Genomic DNA, 19,318 nt, shown 5'->3' with positions numbered 1-19,318 from the left:
ACTCGCAACCACCCTCCGCACCTCGAGAGGTGCTCCTACAGCGGCTTTGAATCACCGATACTGGAATCGTCATGTCCCGCACCCTCGATTACACCAAGGAACTCATCCGCCGCGCTTCCGTTACCCCTGAGGACGAAGGCTGCCAGGACTGGATGATTGAAAAACTGGAAGCCCTCGGTTTCCAGTGCGAAACCCTCTGGTTCGAGGAGGTCCGCAACCTGTGGGCCCGCCGTGGCACGGAGGGACCGGTATTTGCCTTTGCCGGCCACACCGACGTGGTCCCTACCGGGGATGTGACAGCGTGGAAGTACGACCCTTTCACCCCCACCGAGGAAGGCGATCTGCTTTATGGCCGTGGCACGGCCGACATGAAAGGCTCCATCGCGGCCATGATGGTGGCCATTGAAGATTTCGTTGCCGCCAACCCGGAACACAAGGGAAGCCTGGCACTGCTGATCACCGCCGATGAAGAAGGACCGTCAGTGAACGGCACCGTCAAGGTGGTCGAGCATCTGCAGGCCCGCAACGAACATATCGACTACTGCCTGGTGGGCGAACCCTCCTCCACCAACACCGTGGGCGATGTGATCAAGAACGGGCGCCGTGGCTCACTGGGGGCTCGCCTGACAGTCAAAGGCATCCAGGGCCACGTGGCCTACCCGCACCTGGCCCGCAACCCGGTCCACGATGTGGCACCAGCCCTGGCCGAACTGGCCGCCACGGAATGGGATCAGGGCAATGCGTTCTTTCCCGCCACCAGTTTCCAGATCTCCAACATCAACGCCGGCACCGGTGCCACCAATGTGATCCCAGGCACCTGTGAGGTCATCTTCAATTTCCGTTTCTCCACGGAGCTGACAGATGCCCTGTTGCGCGAACGTACCGAGGCGATCCTGGACAAGCATGGCCTGGATTACGACCTGCAATGGACCCTGTCCGGCCAGCCGTTCCTCACCGATCGAGGCGCCCTGGTGGATGCTGCCGTCGCGGCGATTCGCGATATCACGGGGCGCGACACCGAGCTGTCCACCGCCGGTGGCACCAGTGACGGCCGCTTTATTGCGCCCACCGGCAGCCAGGTGGTGGAACTGGGCCCCATCAATGCCACCATCCACAAGGTGGACGAGCACACCAGCATCAGTGAGCTGAATACGCTGACCGGAATCTACACCCGCCTGCTCGAAAAGCTGATGCAGTGAATCGGCACTCGTTGCCGAGGGTGTCCGTAGCGCGGAAACAGGCTAATCCGGCCTCTACTTATGGCACCTGTAGGAGCACCTCTCGAGGTGCGAACCCGAGCCCTGGCGAGGGAAACCATTTCGAGTGTCTTTCTGAACCTGTCGAGCCAGGAAGCTCCTTTTCGGTCCTTGCTGATGCGCGGTTCGCACCTCGAGCGATGCTCCTACAGCGGCCCCGAATTATCCGTTACCATGCTCGCTAACATGACACTGCCGGGAAACAACGATGTGGCTGCATGAAATTCCGGTTGGCGGACTGCTGATCAGCCCCATGGTGCTGTTCGTGCTGCTGGGCATGGTGCTTACCCTGTTGACCTTCCTGCTGCTGCGCAAACTGGGCTGGCATCAGCAACTCTGGAAGAGTGCCTGGGTCTATCTGTCACTGTTTATCTGCTTTGTAGCCCTTTTCCTGAGAGCGCTGAGCTAGGGACAATTCATGCAACAACCGCTACGCATTCTGCTCACCGTAGTGCTGGTGATTCTGGCCCTGCTGGCCGGCAACTGGGTGTGGAATTATTACCTCTATGCCCCCTGGACCCGCGACGGCAAGGTGCGCGCCGAGATCATTACACTCTCTCCGGATGTGTCCGGCTGGGTACGGGAACTGCATATTCGAGACGATCAGACCGTACAACAGGGAGACCCCCTGTTCCGTATCGATGACATCCGCTACCGGGCCACCCTGGCACGGGCGGAAGCCCAGCTGCTTCACGAGCAGGAATCCCTGCGCCTGGCCGAGCACCAGTACGAACGGCGCAAGCAGCTGCACGCCAGCAACAGCATCAGCCCTGAAGAGCTGGATAGTGCGCGTATTGAGGCCCAGTTAGCCGCCGCCAATGTGGCGCTGGCCCAAGCCGAAGTGGCCAGCGCCCGAATCAACCTGGAGCGGACACAGGTGGAAGCTCCCGCAGACGGCACCATCGTCAACCTGACCCTGCAACAGGGTAACTTCGTCAAACAGGGCACCCCGGTGGTTTCCATGGTCAAAGCCGGCAGCTTCTATGTCACCGGCTACTTCGAAGAAACCAAGCTACCCATGGTGGAAGTGGGCCAGCGAGCCACGGTGGTGCTCATGAACGGCGCCCGCAAACTGCGCGGCAAGGTCACCAGCGTGGGACAGGCCATCGCCAACGCCAACACCCAGACCGACGGCCAGTTACTGCCCCAGGTCCAGCAGACCTTCAATTGGGTGCGGCTGGCCCAGCGCATTCCCGTCCATATCGAACTGGACCACATCCCCGACGACATCCTGCTGGCCGCCGGCATGACCGCCACCGTGCGACTCCACGAGCGGGAAAACCAGAGCGACCAATGACACTGGATCCGCGACTGGCCGTCCTGCTCACTCCAGACCGCCAGTCTGTCCTGTTCGCCACCAAGGGTGTCATTGCCATGGCGCTGGCACTCTATCTGTCCATGCTGTTACAGCTGGACCGGCCCTATTGGGCGCTGATTTCCGCCGTCTTCCTGCAAGTTCGTCCGGAGACCGGGCTGGTCATTGAAAAAGGCTTCTGCCAGATCGGCGGGACCCTGGTGGGCGGCGCCGTGGGGCTGCTGATTCTGGCCTGGTTGCTGCCCTACCCGGCCCTCGCCATTGGCGCACTGACCCTGTGGATCGGGCTTAACGCTGGCGCCTCCGCCTGGGTACGCCAGGCCAATTTTATCTACGGATTTGCCATGGCGGGGATCACCGCCACCCTCATTGTGGTGCTGGCGATTGTCGACCCGGCCAACACCTCCAGTCTGGGCATCTTCCACATTGCCAACGCCCGGGTCAGCGAAATCATTCTTGGCGCCCTCTGCGCCACCCTGGTCAGCAGCCTGCTATGGCCGGTGCGGGTCAGCAGCCTGCTCAAGGAGCATGCCCGTACCGCCCTCAACCAGACACTGGCCTATCTGGAACTGGAACTGGACCCGGCGGGCACCCACGCCAAACGGCACCATCAGGTGGATACCCTGCTGCAGGGTATTTTTGCCCTCAGTGATGACAGCAGCGCGGTTCACTACGAAGGCAGCCATGGGCCGGGGCGAGCCCGCGCAGCCACGGTAATCTGCCACAAGACCCTGTCGCTGGTCGCTCGCATTCGCGTGATCGGGCGCCTGATGCGCAACCACGACGATCTGCTGACCCCGGCCCTGCGCGACCTGCTGGATGCCTTGCGGACCGCCTTCCAGCGCATGCGCGAAACCCCTTCCGCCGAACAGGCCATGAAAGAGGCCCAGGCCCTGCGCCAGCAATTGCGAGAGGCCCGGGGAGACCAGGCCGATGATGCGCCGCCATTGCAGCGTCGCTTCTTCCAGGTCGCCCAGAACCTGACCGCTGATCTGATCCTGGCGCTGGAAGCCAACCGGGCCCTGCATATGAGCCACGAGGTACAGCTGCGGCCCCAGGGCCTGAAACCCTATCGGGATCTGCAAATCGCCGCCGCCGTGGGCCTGCGCAGTGCGCTGGTATTTGCCCTTGCAGCGGGCCTCTGGGTCGGTACGGCCAGCCCCATGGCGATCATGCTGATGATCATGCCGGTCATGTTCACGATCCTCTTTGCACGACTGCCCGAACCGGATCAGGTACTGAAGCGGGCCACGTTCAGTTCCGTGCTGGCCACACCGGTGGCACTGTTCTTCACCCTGCCCCTGCTGGCGATCAATAACGGCAACTTTCCCCTGCTCATCCTGATTCTCGGCGCGCCCCTGTTTATCGGCCTGCTGGCGATCAGCAAACGACTGACCCTGCCGTTGGGACTGGGATTCTGCACGCCCTATATCATTCTGGTGCAGCCGGGTAACGCCATGGATTTTGACGTGGCCAGAGTGGCCAGTAACGGGCTGGCGATCAGTACGGGAATTGCCATCGCCTTCCTCATGTTCCGGCTGATTACCCCACCCAATGGCCCCAACCTGCGACGACGTTTGATCCGCCAGACCGCTGCGGATCTGACGCTTCTGGGAGTTCCGTCCCAGGCTTCCGGCGGCAACGCCAACGTTAACGAGGAATGGTTCAATGCGCGCATGGCCGACCGCCTGCGCTGGCTGACCATCTGTGACAAGGCGCTGCCAGAGGCACACCGCCACTTCACTGACCTGGGGCTCACCGGGCTGAACCTGGGCCAGGTCTCCCTGTGGATTCAAAGCCGGCTGCGCAGTAATGCCCCTGCTTCCCTGGCAGACAGCGCCAACCGGTGGCAACTGGCACTGTCGGCCGCCTATCAGGCCTGCTCCCAGGGCAAAGTCGACGAGGGCTTTCGCCAACAGTCGGAAAAGCTCAAACTGGACATGGAAGACGCTGGCAACCTGGCCCAGCGCGACCGGGAGCTGATTGCCGGTGCCCTTGAGCGAATTGCCCTGACTTTCGAGCGCATGGCGTATCGCCTGGCACAAACGCAACAAAACCGGGGCGTCACCGCCTGAAATCGGCCCGAACAGCACTAGCCAGGATGTCTACTCTGTGTTTACCTATGCGCCTTTCCCGGCGCCAGACACTGGCCCCCTCTGAACTGCCCACAGGCCGCCCTGGCGGCCTGTCGTGATGGAGACGTCCTCACATGACCGCGCAAGAAAAACTCGACAGCAAGACCGTACTGGATACCAACCCGGCCACCGGCACCGCCGTGGCGGAGCTGAATGAAACCGATCTGGCCAAACTGCCGGAGATCATGAGCAAAGCCCGAGAAGCCCAGGCCATCTGGGCGGCCAAATCGTTCAAGGAACGGGCTCGCCATATCACCATGATGCGCAGCTACATCGTGGATCGGGCTGACGACCTGGCTCGCACTGTCAGCGAGAGCAACGGCAAGACCCTGACCGACGCCCTGGCCACGGAAGTCCTGCCCTGCGCCCTGGCCTGCAAGTGGTATGCGAACAACGCTGAAAAAACGCTGAAAGAAAAGAGCCGCCCCGGCGGCAGCATCCTGTTCTTCAACAAGAAGACCCACATGCTCCGTGTTCCCCTGGGTGTGGTGGGTATCATCAGCCCCTGGAACTACCCGCTATCCATTCCCTTCGGCGAAATTGTCATGGGCCTGATGGCCGGCAACGCCGTGCTGCTGAAAGTGGCTGCCGCCACGCCGGCCGTGGGCCGTGCTATCGAGCAGATCATCGCTGCCGGTGAGTTACCCGAAGGCCTGTTCCATCATATCGTCGGCTCCGGTTCCAAAGTGGCCACCGGCTTTTTCGAGAATGGCGTGGACAAACTGTTCTTCACCGGCAGCGTCCCCGCCGGCAAGACCCTGATGGCCCAGGCCGCCGAAACCCTCACCCCGGTGTCCCTGGAGCTGGGCGGCAATGATCCCATGCTGGTGCTGGAAGACGCGGATCTGGAACGTGCCACCAACGGCGCCGCCTGGGCCGGCTACCAGAATGCCGGACAAAGCTGTGGCGGCGTGGAACGGGTGTATGTGGTAGATGCGGTCTACGACCAGTTTGTGGATCTGCTTGCCAAAAAGACCCGCCAGCTGCGTCACGGAGTCGGCTGCAAGGATTTCGATGTGGATATCGGCAGTCTGACCACCGCCGGCCAGCTGCGCACCGTGCAGCAACATCTGGAAGATGCCCTGGCCAAGGGCGCCCGGATCGAAGCCCAGTCCCGCCCGGTGGGCGATGTGGAAAACGGCTTCTTCCACCCGGCCACGCTGCTCACCAATGTCACCGACGACATGCTCACCATGTGCGACGAGACCTTCGGGCCCTTGATAGCCGTGCAGCGTGTGGCCAACGAAGAAGAAGCCATTCGCAAGGCCAACGAATCCAAACTGGCACTGACCTCCTCGGTATGGACCAAAGACAACAAGCGCGGCCGCGCCATTGCCGCCCGCCTGCAGTCCGGGGTCACCACCATCAACGACCACCTCTACAGCCACGGCCTGTCCGAAACCCCCTGGGGTGGCTGGAAGGAGTCCGGCATTGGCCGCACCCATGGCCCGGAAGGTCTGGAAGAAATGACCCAGGCCAAAGTGGTCAACTGGGACATCCTGCCCTCCAAGCGCAACATCTTCTGGTACCCCTTCGACGAAGCCACCTACAACGGCATCAAGAATGCTCTGCACTTCGTCTTCCCCAGGGGCATCGGCCAGATGCTCAGTGCCTCACTGAAACTCACACCGTTCCTGGTGAAGAAGATGTTTACCAAATGGAAAACGGACTAAATAAGTTGACAGTTAGCAGTTGAAAGTTGACAGCTGCGCGATCCAGATTGTCTGTTACTGAAACGCAAGAGGCCGCGCCCGGTATACGGGCGCGGCCTCTTGCGTTTCAGGTCAAAACAGTTGTTCCTCGCGACGCTGTCAACTGTCCACTATCAACTGTCAACTGATCTTATCAAGCCACTCCTGATCCGGCGCGTACCACCATGAGCCCATTACCGGGCGGGTATAGTTCAGCAGGCGGTCTTTGACGGTGTCGTCGGCGATGCCATACATCCGGCGTAGCAGATAGTCATAGCGGTCCAGTTCGCAGCAGAACGCCAGGAAATACAGGCCGTGTTCGGTGCTGTCACCGTAGGGGACAGAACGGCGCCACATTTTCTGGGGAACGCCATCCCGATCCACGTCGGTGCGGCCCACATGAGAATCCGGCGGCATACGCTCTTCATCGAACTCCACCGCATCTTCCTTGGTACGGCCAAACACGTTTTCCTGCTCGTTCACCGGCAGCTGATTGAATGATTTCAGATCATGGACCCATTTCTGGCTCAGCACCCAGCTGCCGCCTGCGCCAGGATGGGGCTCAGCAATGAAGGCGGCCTTTTCTGCCTTGTCTCCGGTGGGATTGCCAATGCCATCCACAAACCCGGTCAGATCACGCATGTCGTGATAGACAAAACTGTTTAATTCCAGTTGCGTGGAGAACAACTCCCCCACCGCATCCCGGACCTGCATGCCGGTGTCGAACAGGTCTCCCCGCTCTTTCGCCTGAACCCAGATCCACAGATCGCCCTGGGTGGCCGGCACATGCCCCTCCAGGGAAAACGGCGGGAAGGTGAACCGGCTATCCAGCTGCTCCCAGAGGGCCGGGCCAAACGCCATCAACACCGGCGTCTTCCCGCTTTTGAGCGCATTAAGCTGGCCCAGTGCGGCTTTCACCGCCTGTATGTCCTGGCCACTGCTGAGGCAAAATTCGAAGAACAGATGATGCTGATAACTACGATCAAAAATCCCCGTTTGCGGTGTCGACACCTGTCACTCCTTAGTCCTGGTCATCTCTCACACCCAGTGTAGCAGGGCTCAAAGGCGGGTTCCCGTGAATATCAGGAACATACGTACAAGATTTCGGACGCAATTCTGAAACAAATTGAAATATGCGCTGGTGTTCCCTGCCCGGGCCTTTCGCTACACTTGGTCCACATTGGTTAACTGAATCCGACTATGACACCTTGGCTTGGCCTGGATCGCCTGGGCTTTTTCCTGATCCGCATTTTTCTGCGTTTGTGCACACGTGCTAACGCATTGCCTTCCAACCCCGACGAACTGCAGCTTGCCCCGAATACTCCGGTGGTCTATGTGCTGCGCGATCGCTCTGCCGCCGACGCCGCCGCAGCCGATCAATCCGCTCGACAGCTGGGCCTGGCTTCCGCCCTGCATGGCCTGACGCTGGGCAAGAGCCACCTGAGCCACAGTTACTTCCAGCTTTACCGTCGCAAATTCAGCAATGGCCGGCAGCGCACCCCGGTCTCACCGCCCCGGCTGGAAAAACTGGTCAGCGCACTGCGCGCCAACCCGGAAGCCGATGTGCAGCTGGTCCCGGTCTCCGTGTTCTGGGGTCGTCGTCCGGAAAAGGAAAGCTCCATGTGGCGCATCCTGTTTTCCGACAACTGGTCGCCGGCAGGTTTTATCAAGAAGTTCTTTATTATCGTCACCCAGGGCCGACAGCTGTACGTCCATTTCAGCAAGCCCATGTCCCTGCGCACCCTGGTAGACCAGTGCCCCACGGATGAACAGACCGTCCGCAAGGCTTCCCGTATCCTGCGCGTGCATTTCCGCCGACAGCAGGAGGCCGCCATTGGGCCGGACCTGTCACACCGGCGCACTCTCACCAATACCGTGGTGGAATCCATTCCGGTACAGGAAGCTATCCGTGCCGAGGCTGAGCGTCAGGAAACCAGCGTCGAGAAGGTGGAAGCCAAAGCCCGGCGCTATGCCATGGAAATCGCGGCAGATTACTCCCATACCGTCATCCGGTTCCTTGAGCTGTTCCTGAACTGGGTCTGGAACCGGCTGTATGGCGGGGTCAGGCTGTACAATATGGACAACCTGACCAAGGTCGCCGGGGATCATGAAGTGATCTATGTGCCCTGCCACCGCAGCCACATTGACTACCTTTTGTTATCCTTCGTGGTGTTCCGGAACGGCCTGGTGCCGCCACACATTGCCGCTGGCATCAATCTGAACATGCCCATTGTTGGCACCATTCTCCGCCGTGGCGGCGCCTTTTTCATGCGCCGCAGCTTCCGGGACAACCCCCTTTACGCCACGGTGTTCAGCGAATACCTGCATACCATCACCGTGCGCGGCTACTCCATTGAGTACTTCGTGGAGGGCGGTCGCAGTCGCAGCGGCCGGATGCTCAAACCCCGCACCGGCATGCTGGCCATGACCCTGCGCAGCTTCCTGCGCGATGCACGCAAACCCATTGCCTTTGTTCCCGTCTATGTGGGCTACGAAAAAGTTATCGAGTCCGGCTCCTATATCGGCGAGCTGCATGGCAAGAAAAAGCAGAAGGAATCCGTTGGCGGGCTGATGAAGTCCCTGTCGGTGCTGCGCAGTCATTTCGGCCAGGTGCATGTGAATTTCGGCGAACCCATCAAGCTGGTGGATTTTCTGGATCAACACCATGGTGCCTGGCGTAGCGAGGATCTGGCCGCCAGTGAAAACCCCGCCTGGTTCAAGCATGTGGTCAATGAGCTGGGGCAGGAAGTGGTGGAATCCATCAATGCGGCGGCAGTGGCCAACCCGATCAACCTGCTCAGCCTGGCCCTGCTGGCGTCCCCCAAGCACACCATGGATGTGGCCCAGTTACGCCAGCAGCTGAATCTGTACATCGCCCTGCTGAAGCAGGCGCCCTACAGCGACAGCGCCTCCATCGCCACGGACGATGCCTCTGCCATCATCCAGTATGGTCTCGACAACGAATTCCTGGAGCGCATCGAGCACAAGCTGGGAGACGTGGTCACCACCGATGAAAAAACGGCCCTGCAGATGGCCTATGTGCGCAACAACAGCCTGCACCTGTTCATTCTTCCCGGTCTGATTTGTTCCCTGGTGATGAACGCCCGCTCCATCAGCATGGACACCCTGCAAAGCATGGTCCACCTGCTCTACCCCTTCCTGCGCAATGAATACTATCTCCATTGGCAGGATGGCGATGACCTGTCCCAGGCAGTCAGCAAGACTGTGGATGTGCTGGAAGCCGAGCAATTGATCAGCCGTGAGGATAACTGTCTGCACGGTGCCCCTATCCACACCCACGAATCCGACATGCTGGATCATCTCGGCCAGACGGTAATGCCATCACTGGAGCGTTACTACCTGACCATTCGCCTGCTGGTCCAATACGGGTCAGGCATGCTCACTGCCGAGCAGCTGGGGGAACTGGCGCACCAGACCGCGCAACGACTGTCGCTGCTCTACGAATTCAACTCTCCGGAATTCTTCGACAAGGTAGTGCTGAAAAACTTCATCAGCCAGCTGTACGGCACCGGACTGGTCACCACGGACGGTGCCGGTGCGCTGGTCTTTGATGACAAGCTGGAATCCCTCGACGATGAAGCCCGCCGTATCCTCAGCCCGGATATCAGCGATGCCATTCAACGGGTGACGCGGGTTACCGACATTGAGCACCTGGTGGAGGAAAAACCGGCAAGCGCCTGACGGGGTTGGCTACCGTAGGAGCCAGCCTGCTGGCGGCAATCTTTCGATCAACGCCGTTTCGCTTGCAGGCAAGCTCCTACCTCTCCCCTTTTGACCAGCGCTCTGCTCGTAGGGTGCACTGAGCGTAGCGAACTGCACCCGCTAACCGCTCAATCAAGATGACTCGTCTGACTATCGCACCTTGCGCACCTGTGTTGTCAGGCGAGATTTTACTCATAAACATCAAAACGAATAGCCTTACCGGCAATCTGGTGGTGAGGGCGGCGTTTTGCCAGCGGCTCTGCCTTGCCGGGTCGTTTGACCACGACCCGTTGCGGGTCAAGCCCTAGCGCCCACTCCAATAAAGCCGTTTCTTCCTGCTGATCCGGGTACGCTGCCAACTGCTGCAGCCATTGCAGGTCTTTTTTAACGGCGGCACTTTTGTCCCGGGACGGGAACATGGGATCCAGATAGACCGCATGGAGTGGCGGCAAGGTGTGCGTGTCAGCATCAGCGCAGGGCAACAATTGCATGGCTTCAGCCAGCTCCCCGGGCGCCCGCTGCAAACCGTCCGCCAGCATGGCATGGAGTATCGGCGAGCGCTCAGCCAACAGCACGGGAAAACCCGCCATGGCAATCAGGGCTGCATCCCGACCCAGACCGGCAGTGGCATCCAGCACGGTGAGAGTCTCTTGCCGGGGTTTGCCCAGTGCCTTGATCAACCGTTCGTGTCGAACCCGCTCCGGCGTCAGCCGGTAGCCCTGTTTGCCATCATTGAAACTGACACTCAAGGGAGTTTCCCGGCCTTCCGGTCGCCACAGGCTCAGGCGCTCTTCGTGCCAGCCCAGCACCAGCGACAAACCCAATTCCTCTGCCCTGCCAGCCTCCTCGACCGGGGTACCGGGAAGCCCTTCGGGGCACCCGGGCAACAGGCCCAGCATCGATCCGGGCATGGATCAGGCCAGCCACGCCAGCAGCGCAACGCCAAGGATCAGGCGATACACCACAAACGGCAGCATACCGATACGCTCAAGCAGGCGAATGAAAAACACGATGGTCAGGTAGGCGGTCACCGCACTGACTACCACGCCCAGGGCCATCATTCCCCAGTCCACCGCCAGCTGCTGTTCGATCAGATCCTTTGTCTTCAATAGGCCAGCGCCAAGAATCACCGGAATGGACAGCAGGAAGGAGAAACGGGCGGCATCCTCGCGCCGGTAACCCAGTGCCAGCGCCGCGGTAATGGTAATGCCGCTGCGCGAGGTGCCGGGAATCAGCGCCAAGGCCTGGGCCAGACCGATAAAGATCGCCCCCAAGACGCCCAGGCGCACCAGGCTGAACTGGCGCTTGCCAAACGCATCCGCTGCCCACAGCAAGGCACCGAATACCAGGGTGGTGATGGCGATGACCAGCGCGGAACGCAACTCCTGTTCGATCCAGTCGCCACCAAGAAAACCGAATACCACTGCCGGGATGGTAGCCAGCACCACCAGTAGACCCAGCTTCAGATCCTCATTCATGGTGCGCTGTGTCACAGCCACGCCGGCACCGCCGATCATGGCAAACAGATCCCGGCGATAGTAGGCCATCACCGCCATCAAGGTGCCCAGGTGGACTGCCACATCGAATGCCAGCCCCTGATCGGGCCACCCCAAAACCTGAGACGGCAGAATCAGGTGGGCAGAACTGGAAATGGGAAGAAATTCGGTAAGGCCTTGTATCAGGGCCAGCACCAGGGCCTGGAACCAATCCATGGAATGTCCTTGTTAATGAAACTTCAGTGACGAGTTGCGAGTTGCGAAAATCAAAACCGGTTTGCTTTTCGCGACTGGTACCTCGCTCCTCGTGACTCGTAACGTTTTTCTATTCGCTGGCGGTAATCTGGTAGCCCTGCAGGAATTCCGGGGGCATGCGACGGGGCTTGCCGGAATCCAGTGCCACGCACACCCAACGGGTGCGACCGCGCAGCAAGGTCCGCCCGTCTGATTCGCGAACGATCTGGTAACGACGGGTGATGCTGATACGCTGGTCGTTTTCCACGATCCAGGTGCCGATTTTCAGGTGCTCACCTTCGAAAGCCGGGGCCAGATAATCCACTTCCGTGTGCCGGGCCACCATGCCCCGGTTGAGCTTCTGATACAGGTCCCAGCCCAGCCCCAGGGACGCGGTATGGTCCCAGGCAATTTTTTCCATGAAACGCAGGTATTCGGTGTTGTTCACATGCCCCATCACGTCAATGGCTTCGGCTGGCACGGTTACCGCCAGTTCATGCACATTGGGAAGGTCCCAATTGATCATCGTACTGCTCCCTGAATTACCTGATCGCGAAGATAAACCGGTTGTGCCTGTTCCGCACTCACCCCTTCCCCGCGCTGGAAACCCGATAATGCCAGCTGTGCTACCGCTTTCGCATGGGGATGCACGTCAGCCTCACAGCGACTTGCGCCATAGGCCTTGCGCAGCGCCTCACCATAGACCAGACCGGAACCAACGATCATCCAGTCTTTTTCCGGCAAGGCCGGCAAGGTATCCGGGTGAAACAGGCCGTCATCGGCCAAGGCACGGGCACCCGCTTCCTCACAGGCATAGGCACCCAGATAAATTTCTCCCATACGCGCGTCAAATACTGCAATCACATCCCGATGGGGGGAAATGTCCTGAGCACTGAGGGCACAGGCGGCCAGGGTTGAAATGCCGATCACCGGCAAGTCTGCCGCAAAAGCCAGCCCCTGGGTCACCGCCGCCGCCACCCGCACGCCGGTGAAGGCACCGGGACCATGGCCAAAGGCAATGCCGTCCAGTTGGCGCAGTGTCAGTTGCGATTCCGCCAGTAGCGCCTCCACCATGGGCAGCACTTTTTCGGTCTGACGACGGGGGGCCTGCTCAAAATGCTCGAGCACCTCGTCACCGTCCATGATGGCCACCGAGCAGGTCTCGCCGGCGGTTTCCAGAGCCAGAATTCGTGTCATGATTCCATCTGTTCCGTTGCCTGCCCTTGCTGTTGCCGGGCCAGGTAATCAAAAAACCGTTGTACCACGTCCAGCTTCCGGGTGCGGGTCATGTTTGGCAGGCTGTTAACAAATAATTTTCCGTAGCTGCGCGTCAGCAGTCGGGGATCCGCAACGACCAGCAGACCGGTATCTTTCGGATCACGGATCAGGCGCCCGGCGCCCTGGCGCAAGGCCAGTACCGCCTGGGGCAGCTGATAATCGCGGAAGGCATTACCGCCATTGCGATTGATATGTTCGATACGCGCCGCCGCCACCGGATCCCCCGGGGAACCGAAAGGCAGTTTATCAATAATCACGCAGCTGAGGGCCTCGCCGCGGACATCAATGCCTTCCCAGAAACTGCTGGTGCCCAGCAGCACCGCGTTGCCTTTTTCCCGGAAGCTGTCCAGCAACTCCCGCCGCCCGGACTCCCCCTGCACCAGCAACGGGTAGTCCAGGCGCGGACGCAGTAACTGGGCAGCCTCGCGCAGCGCCCGGTGACTGGTGAAAAGGAAAAAAGTGCGCCCCTTTGCCGCATTGATCACCGGTACCATGGCGTCACAGAGAGCTGCGGTATAACCGGGATCATTCGGCGCCGGCAGCCCCTCCGGGGCGTAAAAGACCGCCTGACGCTTGAAATCAAACGGGCTTTCCAGCCGCAGGGTGGTCGCCGCGTCCATGCCAAGGCGTTTCTGGATGTGTTCAAAACGACCGCCCACGGAGAGCGTTGCCGAGGTCAAAACCCAGCTACATGGCTGGCGCTCACGCTGGGCCCGCAGCTGGGCAGCCACAGACAGGGGCGTACTGTGCAACACCACCGTGCGTTTGAAGGTTTCAAACCAGTACACCCGGTTGGGCTGTTCCCCTTTCAGGTACGCCGCCAGGCAGTCCACCTGCTCACTGGCCCGGCGGGCACAGGCTTCCATGCCACGGCTGGCCTTGGCCAGGGGCCCCAGAAACATTTCCAGATCCCGCAGGGCCGCCAGCAGGGTTTCGCCCCCTTCAATGACCGCGTCCTTTTCCGCCACTTCCGACCAGGGCTCACGACGTTCGCCGTCCCCCAGACTCAGACGCAGATCCAGGCAGCCCTTCTCCACCGCCGCGATCAACTGGTTGAGCCGCGCCAGGTCGGCGGCGGTGTGTCCGGCTTCGGACAGGCTGTCACGACCCAGTTCCTGAACCTGACGGGTACTCAGTGTGTCACCGAAAAAGGCGGCGGCGATTTCCGGCAGTTGATGGGCTTCGTCAAAGATCACCGTATTGGCGCTGGGTAACAGCTCCGAGGCCGAACCATTCCCGCGCAGGGCCGCATCGGCAAAGAACAGGTGATGATTGACCACCACCAGGTCCGCCTCCTGGGCTTCCTTGCGGGCCTTCATCAACGGGCATTCCTGATAATTGGGGCAGTCCGTCCCCAGACAGTTATCGGCGGTGCTGGTGACCCAGGGCCATACCGGGGCGTCTTCAGGAATCTGTTGCAGCTCGGCAATGTCACCGGTTTGGGTGCGCCCGGCCCAATGGGCCACGATTTGCAATTGCTCGGCGGTTTCCCGGGTCAGAAAGCGCGCCTCCTCCTGATGCAGGGTCATCCGATAGGGGCACAGATAATTGGCGCGCCCTTTCAACAGCGCCACCTTGCGCGGCAGGCCCAGGGCTTTCTTGACCAGCGGCACATCCTTGAAGAAAAGCTGATCCTGGAGACTCTTGGTGCCGGTGGAAACCAGCGTTGGCCCCTCCGACAACAGGGCCGGCACCAGGTAGGCCAGGGTTTTACCGGTGCCGGTTTCCGCCTCGACCATCAGGGTTCCACCGGTACCGATGACCGCATCCACGGCGTCCGCCATGGCCAGCTGCGCCTCACGGGGCTGATAGCCCGGCAAAAGCGGCGCAAAGCGCGTCAGATCGGTAAGATGGTTACGGGCGCTGGTCACACGATGTCCTGAGGATGTCGGAAGGGAAGCAAGCGACAGAGCATACCATTCACCTGCGGAACCCCAAAGGAGTTGGGCGTGGAAAACTATACCCTGATCATCCTGGCGGGCGGCCAGGGAAAACGAATGGGCGGCGCCGACAAGGGATTACTGGAACTGGACGGCAAACCGCTGATTGCCCACCTGCTGGATCACCTGACACCCTCCCCCGCCCGCATCGTGATCAGCGCCAATCGCAACCAGACCACCTACCGGCACTGGGCGGATCAGGTGGTCAGCGATGAACGGGACGGATTCCAGGGGCCCATGGCCGGGCTGGAAGCGGCACTGGATGCCAGCCAGGGACTCTGTCTGTGCCTGCCCTGCGACCTGGTACAACCCCCCGGCCCCATGCCCGGCGACCTGCTGAAAAAGGCCGGGCCGGATCACGTCTGTGTGGCCCAGGACCCGATACGCCGCCAGCCCCTTTGCCTGGCGCTGTACGCGGAACCCTGGCGTGCGTCCCTGCATGGCTATCTGGATAACGGGGGTCGTAGCGCCTACGGCTGGCTGGAGCAGGTCCCTGTGCACCCGGTGGCCGTGGCCACGCCGCTACAGAATCTGAATCACAAAGAGATATAAGAACGCGTTACGAGGAGCGAGGAGCGAAAGCACTAACCCAAACAACCCGTCGCGGCTCTGCTTTTCGTCACTCGTGACTCGCTCCTCGTAACTGATTCCCCTAGAAACAACAATGCCCGCACAAGGCGGGCATTGGGGAAAGACTCCGGATAAACGACAGCGTCGTTATATCAGGCAGTCACTTCCTGGATCTGCTTCATCAGGGCAACCTGGTCAGCAGAAGGCTGTGCAGTTTGCAGCGCCATCAGCTTGCTCATGTCCCCTTCGATGCGGATCTGGCCGCTCATGAAGCCTTGCATGCCGGCGGACTGGTCACCTTCGATGAAGATGCGCTTGGCCAGGTCGGCGGGCAGAATCATGGTGGTCGGCGCATCCGCGTGGTGACCTTCTTCAATCATGCCGCCTACCAGCGCCATTTCCTTGTCACCGTTATCACCGGATACGGTGATGTTGATTACCAGGTCTGCCAGGGCAGCCGGAGTTTCCACATCGCCGGCACCGTCACGGATCTCTTTTACCTTCGCAAACCACTCGTCAGACAAAAATTCCAGGCTCATTCTTATATCTCCTTGACCTATCGTTGTGGCTTCGACACCCCGCATAAACCGGCATCGCCATTCAAACGAGCGTTCGAAACTTACCCGTACCTTATAGAAAGCCCCAGGGGGTGGCAATAGCACAATCCACGTCTATCCGGGACAAAAAACCCGGCACTGGGCCGGGCTTTTCGATGACGGTCATAACACAGTAATCAAAGGTCGTAACCGCGCTCTTCATGAAGGGCAATATCCAGCCCCTGGGTTTCTTCGTCGCTTTCCACCCGCAGTTCCGCGAACAGACCAACCAGCTTCAGCAACACCCAGGTCACCACGGCGGTGTAGACAAACGTGGCGACCACACCCAGTGCCTGAACACCGAACTGATCCAGCATGGTGAACTCCGGCTTGGCAAACCCGTAACCGGAGAACAGACCCAGCTCGGTGGAGGCAAAGATACCGGCAAACAGGGTACCGAGAATGCCACCCACCCCGTGCACCGGGAAGACATCCAGGGAGTCGTCGATCTTCAACTTGTGCTTGATGAAAATCACCGCGTAGAAGCAGATCACGCCCGCGGAAAGACCGATCACCAGCGCCGCCGCCGGACCGACAAAACCGGATGCCGGGGTAATGGTACCCAGGCCAGCCACCATACCGGTGGCAATACCCAGCGCCGAGGGCTTGCCGAATTTCTTCCACTCCATGGTGATCCAGGCCAGCGAGCCTGCTGCCGCAGAAATATGCGTCACCAGCATGGCCATGGCCGCATCGCCGCCAGCAGCCAGTGCCGAGCCACCGTTGAAGCCGAACCAGCCTACCCACAGCATGCCGGCACCGGTCACGGTCATGGTCATGTTGTGCGGCAGCATGCCCTGCCCCGGGAAGCCCTTGCGCCCCCCCAGGACCAGTGCCGCCACCAGGGCTGCCACACCGGCCGTGATATGCACCACGGTGCCGCCGGCGAAGTCATACAGGCCCAGATCAGCCAACCAGCCGCCGCCCCATACCCAGTGGCAGACAGGCACGTAGACACCCAGCAGCCAGAGCACGGAGAACGCCAGCATGGGGCCGAAACGCATACGCTCGGCAAAGGCACCCACAATCAACGCCGGGGTAATAATGGCGAAGGTCATCTGGAACAAGCCGTGCAGGCTTTTCGGCAGCGTGCCTTCCAGCGTGTCCTTGCCGATGCCGGCAAAGAAAGCGTGGTCCAGACCGCCAATCCAGGCATTCATGCTGCCGCCATCGGAAAACGCCAGCGAGTAACCGCAGATCAGCCACACCAGCGATACCGCACAGGTAATGGCAAAACATTGCATCAGGACGGACAGCACGTTTTTGCTACGCACCAGACCGCCATAGAACAGGCTCAGACCCGGAATGGTCATGAACAGCACCAGGGCGGTGGCAGTCAGAATCCAGGCGGTGTCACCGGTATCCAGGCCATCGGCCAGGGCCAGTGAGGGCAGCATCAACAGGACAGCAAGTAATGATTTCATCGTGGCCCCCTTAAATGGCTTCGTTGCCGGTTTCACCGGTACGAATGCGGATAACCTGTTCCAGGTCGGAAACGAAGATCTTGCCGTCACCGATCTTGCCGGTTCCCGCTGCCTTCATGATCGCTTCAATGGCCTGGTCCACATCCTCTTCGCGGACCGCCAGCTCCAGCTTTACCTTGGGCACGAAATCGACCACGTACTCCGCTCCCCGGTACAGCTCCGTATGGCCCTTCTGGCGACCGAAACCTTTGACTTCCGTAATGGTCATGCCCTGGACCCCAACCTGGGCCAGTGCATCGCGGACTTCATCCGCTTTGAACGGCTTGATCACCGCAGTCAGCATTTTCATGATTGTCTCCTGATCCTCGTGCACCCCGGCAGGCTGCCAGCAATGCACCAACACAATACGTGCCGAAAAGTTTGCACCGGCATAGCGCATACAAGAATCAGGCCAGCATTATTATGTTTTATTTTCAGTAACTTGGACGCAAAACGCCCCAAAAGTGCACCATAATAGAACTCATGCATCACGGTTACGCACCCATTTAATGCACTACGGCATTCCGAAATGAGGCAGAAAGGGAGATTCAGGAAAGAGAAAGCCCACAGGGCGCACCAGTAAGGCGCGATGGGTGAGAAGAAGACAAGCGGCAAGGGGATTCGCCCCTCTGCCAGCCACGGCAAAGGGGCGCGAAGCGAGGATCAGTAAAGGTAGTTGAACATCTTGCGCCGGTATTCGCTGGCCAGGGGATCGCCCTTGGGCAGGCACTCGAACACTTCCAGCAGCGCGCTGCGGGCAATGCCGTCACGGAAATCCCGGTGATCCCGCAACAACTGTAGCAAGGCCTCCAGCCCTGGCTGGAACTGGCCGGCGGCGGCGGCCTGCAGGCCGAAGGCATGGAGATCCTCCGGTGTGGCCTGATCATTGATTCGCTGGCGCAGTTCGGCCAGGGACACACTCTCCCCTTCCAGCTTTTCCAGCAACGCAAAGCGGGCCCGGAACGGGCGAAGCGGCTCCGCATCTTCCGTCACTTCCGCCAATATCGACTGCGCATCGTCCAGCCGCCCCTCGCCGAGCAGGTATTCCACCAGCATGGCGCGGATGGCGTGCTTGTCCGGGCTCTGCTGCAGGGTCTGTCGCAGGGCGGCTTCCGCTTGCTCACCATGGCCGGCGTCGATGGCCATGCGGATCTGCTCGATAAAGCCCTCTTCCTGCTGCTGTTCAGCAGCCTCGGGATCGACCACCGGTGCCAGCCACTGCCGCAGCGCCCCCTCCGTCTGGGCACCATCCAGCTCACTGACCAATTGCCCTTGATAGACCAGCTTCAAGCTGGGCAGACTGCGCACGCCGAACTGGCTGGCCAGCATCTGTTGCTCATCCGCGTTGACCTTGGCCAGGATCACCTTGCCCTGGTACTCATTGACAAGGCGCTCCAGTATCGGCGCCATCTGCTGACAGGGTTGGCACCAGCTGGCCCAGAAATCCACAATCACCGGCACCTGCCGGGACTGCTCAAGAATTTGCTGAATGTTCTGTTCAGTTGCTTCAATGATGTAGTTGTTCGCTTGCAACGCCTTGCTCCTGAAAGCTTTGAATCTGCACGTAATTGTAAGGGATGGCTGCCATTAAATCCGGTTAAATCCTGTGCAACTGATCACT

The 19,318-nt window shown here is 60.2% G+C and carries 17 protein-coding genes; 7 read left to right on the top strand and 10 right to left on the bottom strand.

Annotated features, from left to right (window positions below; all coding sequences use genetic code 11):
* Positions 1-71: 71 nt before the first annotated feature.
* The 5 genes from dapE (at position 72) to C4S63_RS03795 (ending at position 6,379) form a co-directional block, all read left to right on the top strand.
* Positions 72-1,199, top strand: coding sequence for a succinyl-diaminopimelate desuccinylase (dapE, locus tag C4S63_RS03815; protein WP_062817758.1), 1,128 nt, complete (start codon positions 72-74; stop codon positions 1,197-1,199).
* Positions 1,200-1,464: 265 nt separating this feature from the next.
* On the top strand, positions 1,465-1,665 hold the full coding sequence (locus C4S63_RS03810; protein WP_062817757.1) for a DUF1656 domain-containing protein: 201 nt from the start codon (positions 1,465-1,467) through the stop codon (positions 1,663-1,665).
* A gap of 9 nt (positions 1,666-1,674) precedes the next feature.
* Positions 1,675-2,553 (top strand): HlyD family secretion protein, encoded by an 879-nt coding sequence (locus tag C4S63_RS03805; protein ID WP_062817756.1) that lies wholly within the window; start codon positions 1,675-1,677, stop codon positions 2,551-2,553.
* Entirely contained in the window at positions 2,550-4,646 is a 2,097-nt protein-coding gene (locus C4S63_RS03800; RefSeq protein WP_103916760.1) for an FUSC family protein, read from the top strand. Before C4S63_RS03805 ends, C4S63_RS03800 begins: the two co-directional genes overlap by 4 nt.
* Positions 4,647-4,780: 134 nt before the next feature.
* Positions 4,781-6,379, top strand: coding sequence for an aldehyde dehydrogenase family protein (locus C4S63_RS03795; protein ID WP_103916759.1), 1,599 nt, complete (start codon positions 4,781-4,783; stop codon positions 6,377-6,379).
* 159 nt (positions 6,380-6,538) lie between these two features.
* On the opposite strand, the gene C4S63_RS03790 is transcribed toward C4S63_RS03795, so the two are convergent.
* Positions 6,539-7,408: a Dyp-type peroxidase gene (locus C4S63_RS03790; protein WP_200819503.1), complete on the bottom strand. Its 870-nt coding sequence runs from the start codon at positions 7,406-7,408 to the stop codon at positions 6,539-6,541.
* Positions 7,409-7,597: 189 nt separating this feature from the next.
* On the opposite strand from C4S63_RS03790, the gene plsB reads away from it, so the two are divergent.
* A complete protein-coding gene (gene plsB / locus C4S63_RS03785) occupies positions 7,598-10,099 on the top strand; it encodes a glycerol-3-phosphate 1-O-acyltransferase PlsB (RefSeq protein WP_103916758.1) in 2,502 nt (833 codons plus the stop codon).
* A gap of 209 nt (positions 10,100-10,308) precedes the next feature.
* Here plsB and C4S63_RS03780 read toward each other — a convergent pair whose 3' ends face one another.
* The 5 genes from C4S63_RS03780 to C4S63_RS03760 all read right to left on the bottom strand — a co-directional run bounded on the left by C4S63_RS03780 (position 10,309) and on the right by C4S63_RS03760 (position 14,999).
* Complete coding sequence (locus C4S63_RS03780) at positions 10,309-11,031, bottom strand: class I SAM-dependent methyltransferase (RefSeq protein WP_103916757.1); 723 nt, start codon at positions 11,029-11,031, stop codon at positions 10,309-10,311.
* A gap of 3 nt (positions 11,032-11,034) precedes the next feature.
* A complete protein-coding gene (locus tag C4S63_RS03775) occupies positions 11,035-11,832 on the bottom strand; it encodes an undecaprenyl-diphosphate phosphatase (RefSeq protein ID WP_062817750.1) in 798 nt (265 codons plus the stop codon).
* A gap of 109 nt (positions 11,833-11,941) precedes the next feature.
* Positions 11,942-12,376, bottom strand: a complete 435-nt coding sequence (locus C4S63_RS03770; RefSeq protein WP_062817749.1) for a thioesterase family protein — start codon at positions 12,374-12,376, stop codon at positions 11,942-11,944.
* Positions 12,373-13,047, bottom strand: coding sequence for a tRNA (adenosine(37)-N6)-threonylcarbamoyltransferase complex dimerization subunit type 1 TsaB (gene tsaB, locus C4S63_RS03765; RefSeq protein WP_103916756.1), 675 nt, complete (start codon positions 13,045-13,047; stop codon positions 12,373-12,375). The genes C4S63_RS03770 and tsaB overlap by 4 nt, the downstream gene beginning before the upstream one ends.
* Complete coding sequence (locus tag C4S63_RS03760) at positions 13,044-14,999, bottom strand: ATP-dependent DNA helicase (RefSeq protein WP_062817747.1); 1,956 nt, start codon at positions 14,997-14,999, stop codon at positions 13,044-13,046. Before C4S63_RS03760 ends, tsaB begins: the two co-directional genes overlap by 4 nt.
* A gap of 78 nt (positions 15,000-15,077) precedes the next feature.
* Between C4S63_RS03760 and C4S63_RS03755 the strand changes: the two genes are divergently transcribed.
* Positions 15,078-15,620, top strand: a complete 543-nt coding sequence (locus C4S63_RS03755; protein ID WP_063507998.1) for a molybdenum cofactor guanylyltransferase — start codon at positions 15,078-15,080, stop codon at positions 15,618-15,620.
* A 170-nt stretch (positions 15,621-15,790) separates the two neighbouring features.
* On the opposite strand, the gene C4S63_RS03750 is transcribed toward C4S63_RS03755, so the two are convergent.
* From C4S63_RS03750 to C4S63_RS03735, 4 genes are all read right to left on the bottom strand, one after another.
* The gene (locus tag C4S63_RS03750; protein WP_063507999.1) at positions 15,791-16,177 is read right to left on the bottom strand and encodes an SCP2 sterol-binding domain-containing protein; all 387 of its coding nucleotides are present in this window, start codon (positions 16,175-16,177) and stop codon (positions 15,791-15,793) included.
* 194 nt (positions 16,178-16,371) lie between these two features.
* Positions 16,372-17,658 (bottom strand): ammonium transporter, encoded by a 1,287-nt coding sequence (locus C4S63_RS03745; protein WP_063508000.1) that lies wholly within the window; start codon positions 17,656-17,658, stop codon positions 16,372-16,374.
* A gap of 10 nt (positions 17,659-17,668) precedes the next feature.
* The gene (locus C4S63_RS03740) at positions 17,669-18,007 is read right to left on the bottom strand and encodes a P-II family nitrogen regulator (RefSeq protein ID WP_062817780.1); all 339 of its coding nucleotides are present in this window, start codon (positions 18,005-18,007) and stop codon (positions 17,669-17,671) included.
* A 353-nt stretch (positions 18,008-18,360) separates the two neighbouring features.
* The gene (locus C4S63_RS03735; protein WP_103916755.1) at positions 18,361-19,230 is read right to left on the bottom strand and encodes a tetratricopeptide repeat protein; all 870 of its coding nucleotides are present in this window, start codon (positions 19,228-19,230) and stop codon (positions 18,361-18,363) included.
* Positions 19,231-19,318 lie beyond the last annotated feature (88 nt).

Source organism: Alcanivorax sp. DSM 26293, assembly GCF_900107995.1.
In the GTDB taxonomy this organism is placed as follows: Bacteria; Pseudomonadota; Gammaproteobacteria; order Pseudomonadales; family Alcanivoracaceae; genus Alcanivorax.
This window is presented reverse-complemented; position numbering and strand designations above follow the sequence as displayed.

Coding starts and splice junctions, on each gene's coding strand:
- dapE (WP_062817758.1), top strand. CDS start 72: ATGTCCCGCACCCTCGATTACACCAAGGAACTCATCCGCCGCGCTTCC.
- C4S63_RS03810 (WP_062817757.1), top strand. CDS start 1,465: ATGTGGCTGCATGAAATTCCGGTTGGCGGACTGCTGATCAGCCCCATG.
- C4S63_RS03805 (WP_062817756.1), top strand. CDS start 1,675: ATGCAACAACCGCTACGCATTCTGCTCACCGTAGTGCTGGTGATTCTG.
- C4S63_RS03800 (WP_103916760.1), top strand. CDS start 2,550: ATGACACTGGATCCGCGACTGGCCGTCCTGCTCACTCCAGACCGCCAG.
- C4S63_RS03795 (WP_103916759.1), top strand. CDS start 4,781: ATGACCGCGCAAGAAAAACTCGACAGCAAGACCGTACTGGATACCAAC.
- plsB (WP_103916758.1), top strand. CDS start 7,598: ATGACACCTTGGCTTGGCCTGGATCGCCTGGGCTTTTTCCTGATCCGC.
- C4S63_RS03780 (WP_103916757.1), bottom strand. CDS start 11,031: ATGCCCGGATCGATGCTGGGCCTGTTGCCCGGGTGCCCCGAAGGGCTT.
- C4S63_RS03775 (WP_062817750.1), bottom strand. CDS start 11,832: ATGGATTGGTTCCAGGCCCTGGTGCTGGCCCTGATACAAGGCCTTACC.
- C4S63_RS03770 (WP_062817749.1), bottom strand. CDS start 12,376: ATGATCAATTGGGACCTTCCCAATGTGCATGAACTGGCGGTAACCGTG.
- tsaB (WP_103916756.1), bottom strand. CDS start 13,047: ATGACACGAATTCTGGCTCTGGAAACCGCCGGCGAGACCTGCTCGGTG.
- C4S63_RS03750 (WP_063507999.1), bottom strand. CDS start 16,177: ATGAGCCTGGAATTTTTGTCTGACGAGTGGTTTGCGAAGGTAAAAGAG.
- C4S63_RS03745 (WP_063508000.1), bottom strand. CDS start 17,658: ATGAAATCATTACTTGCTGTCCTGTTGATGCTGCCCTCACTGGCCCTG.
- C4S63_RS03740 (WP_062817780.1), bottom strand. CDS start 18,007: ATGAAAATGCTGACTGCGGTGATCAAGCCGTTCAAAGCGGATGAAGTC.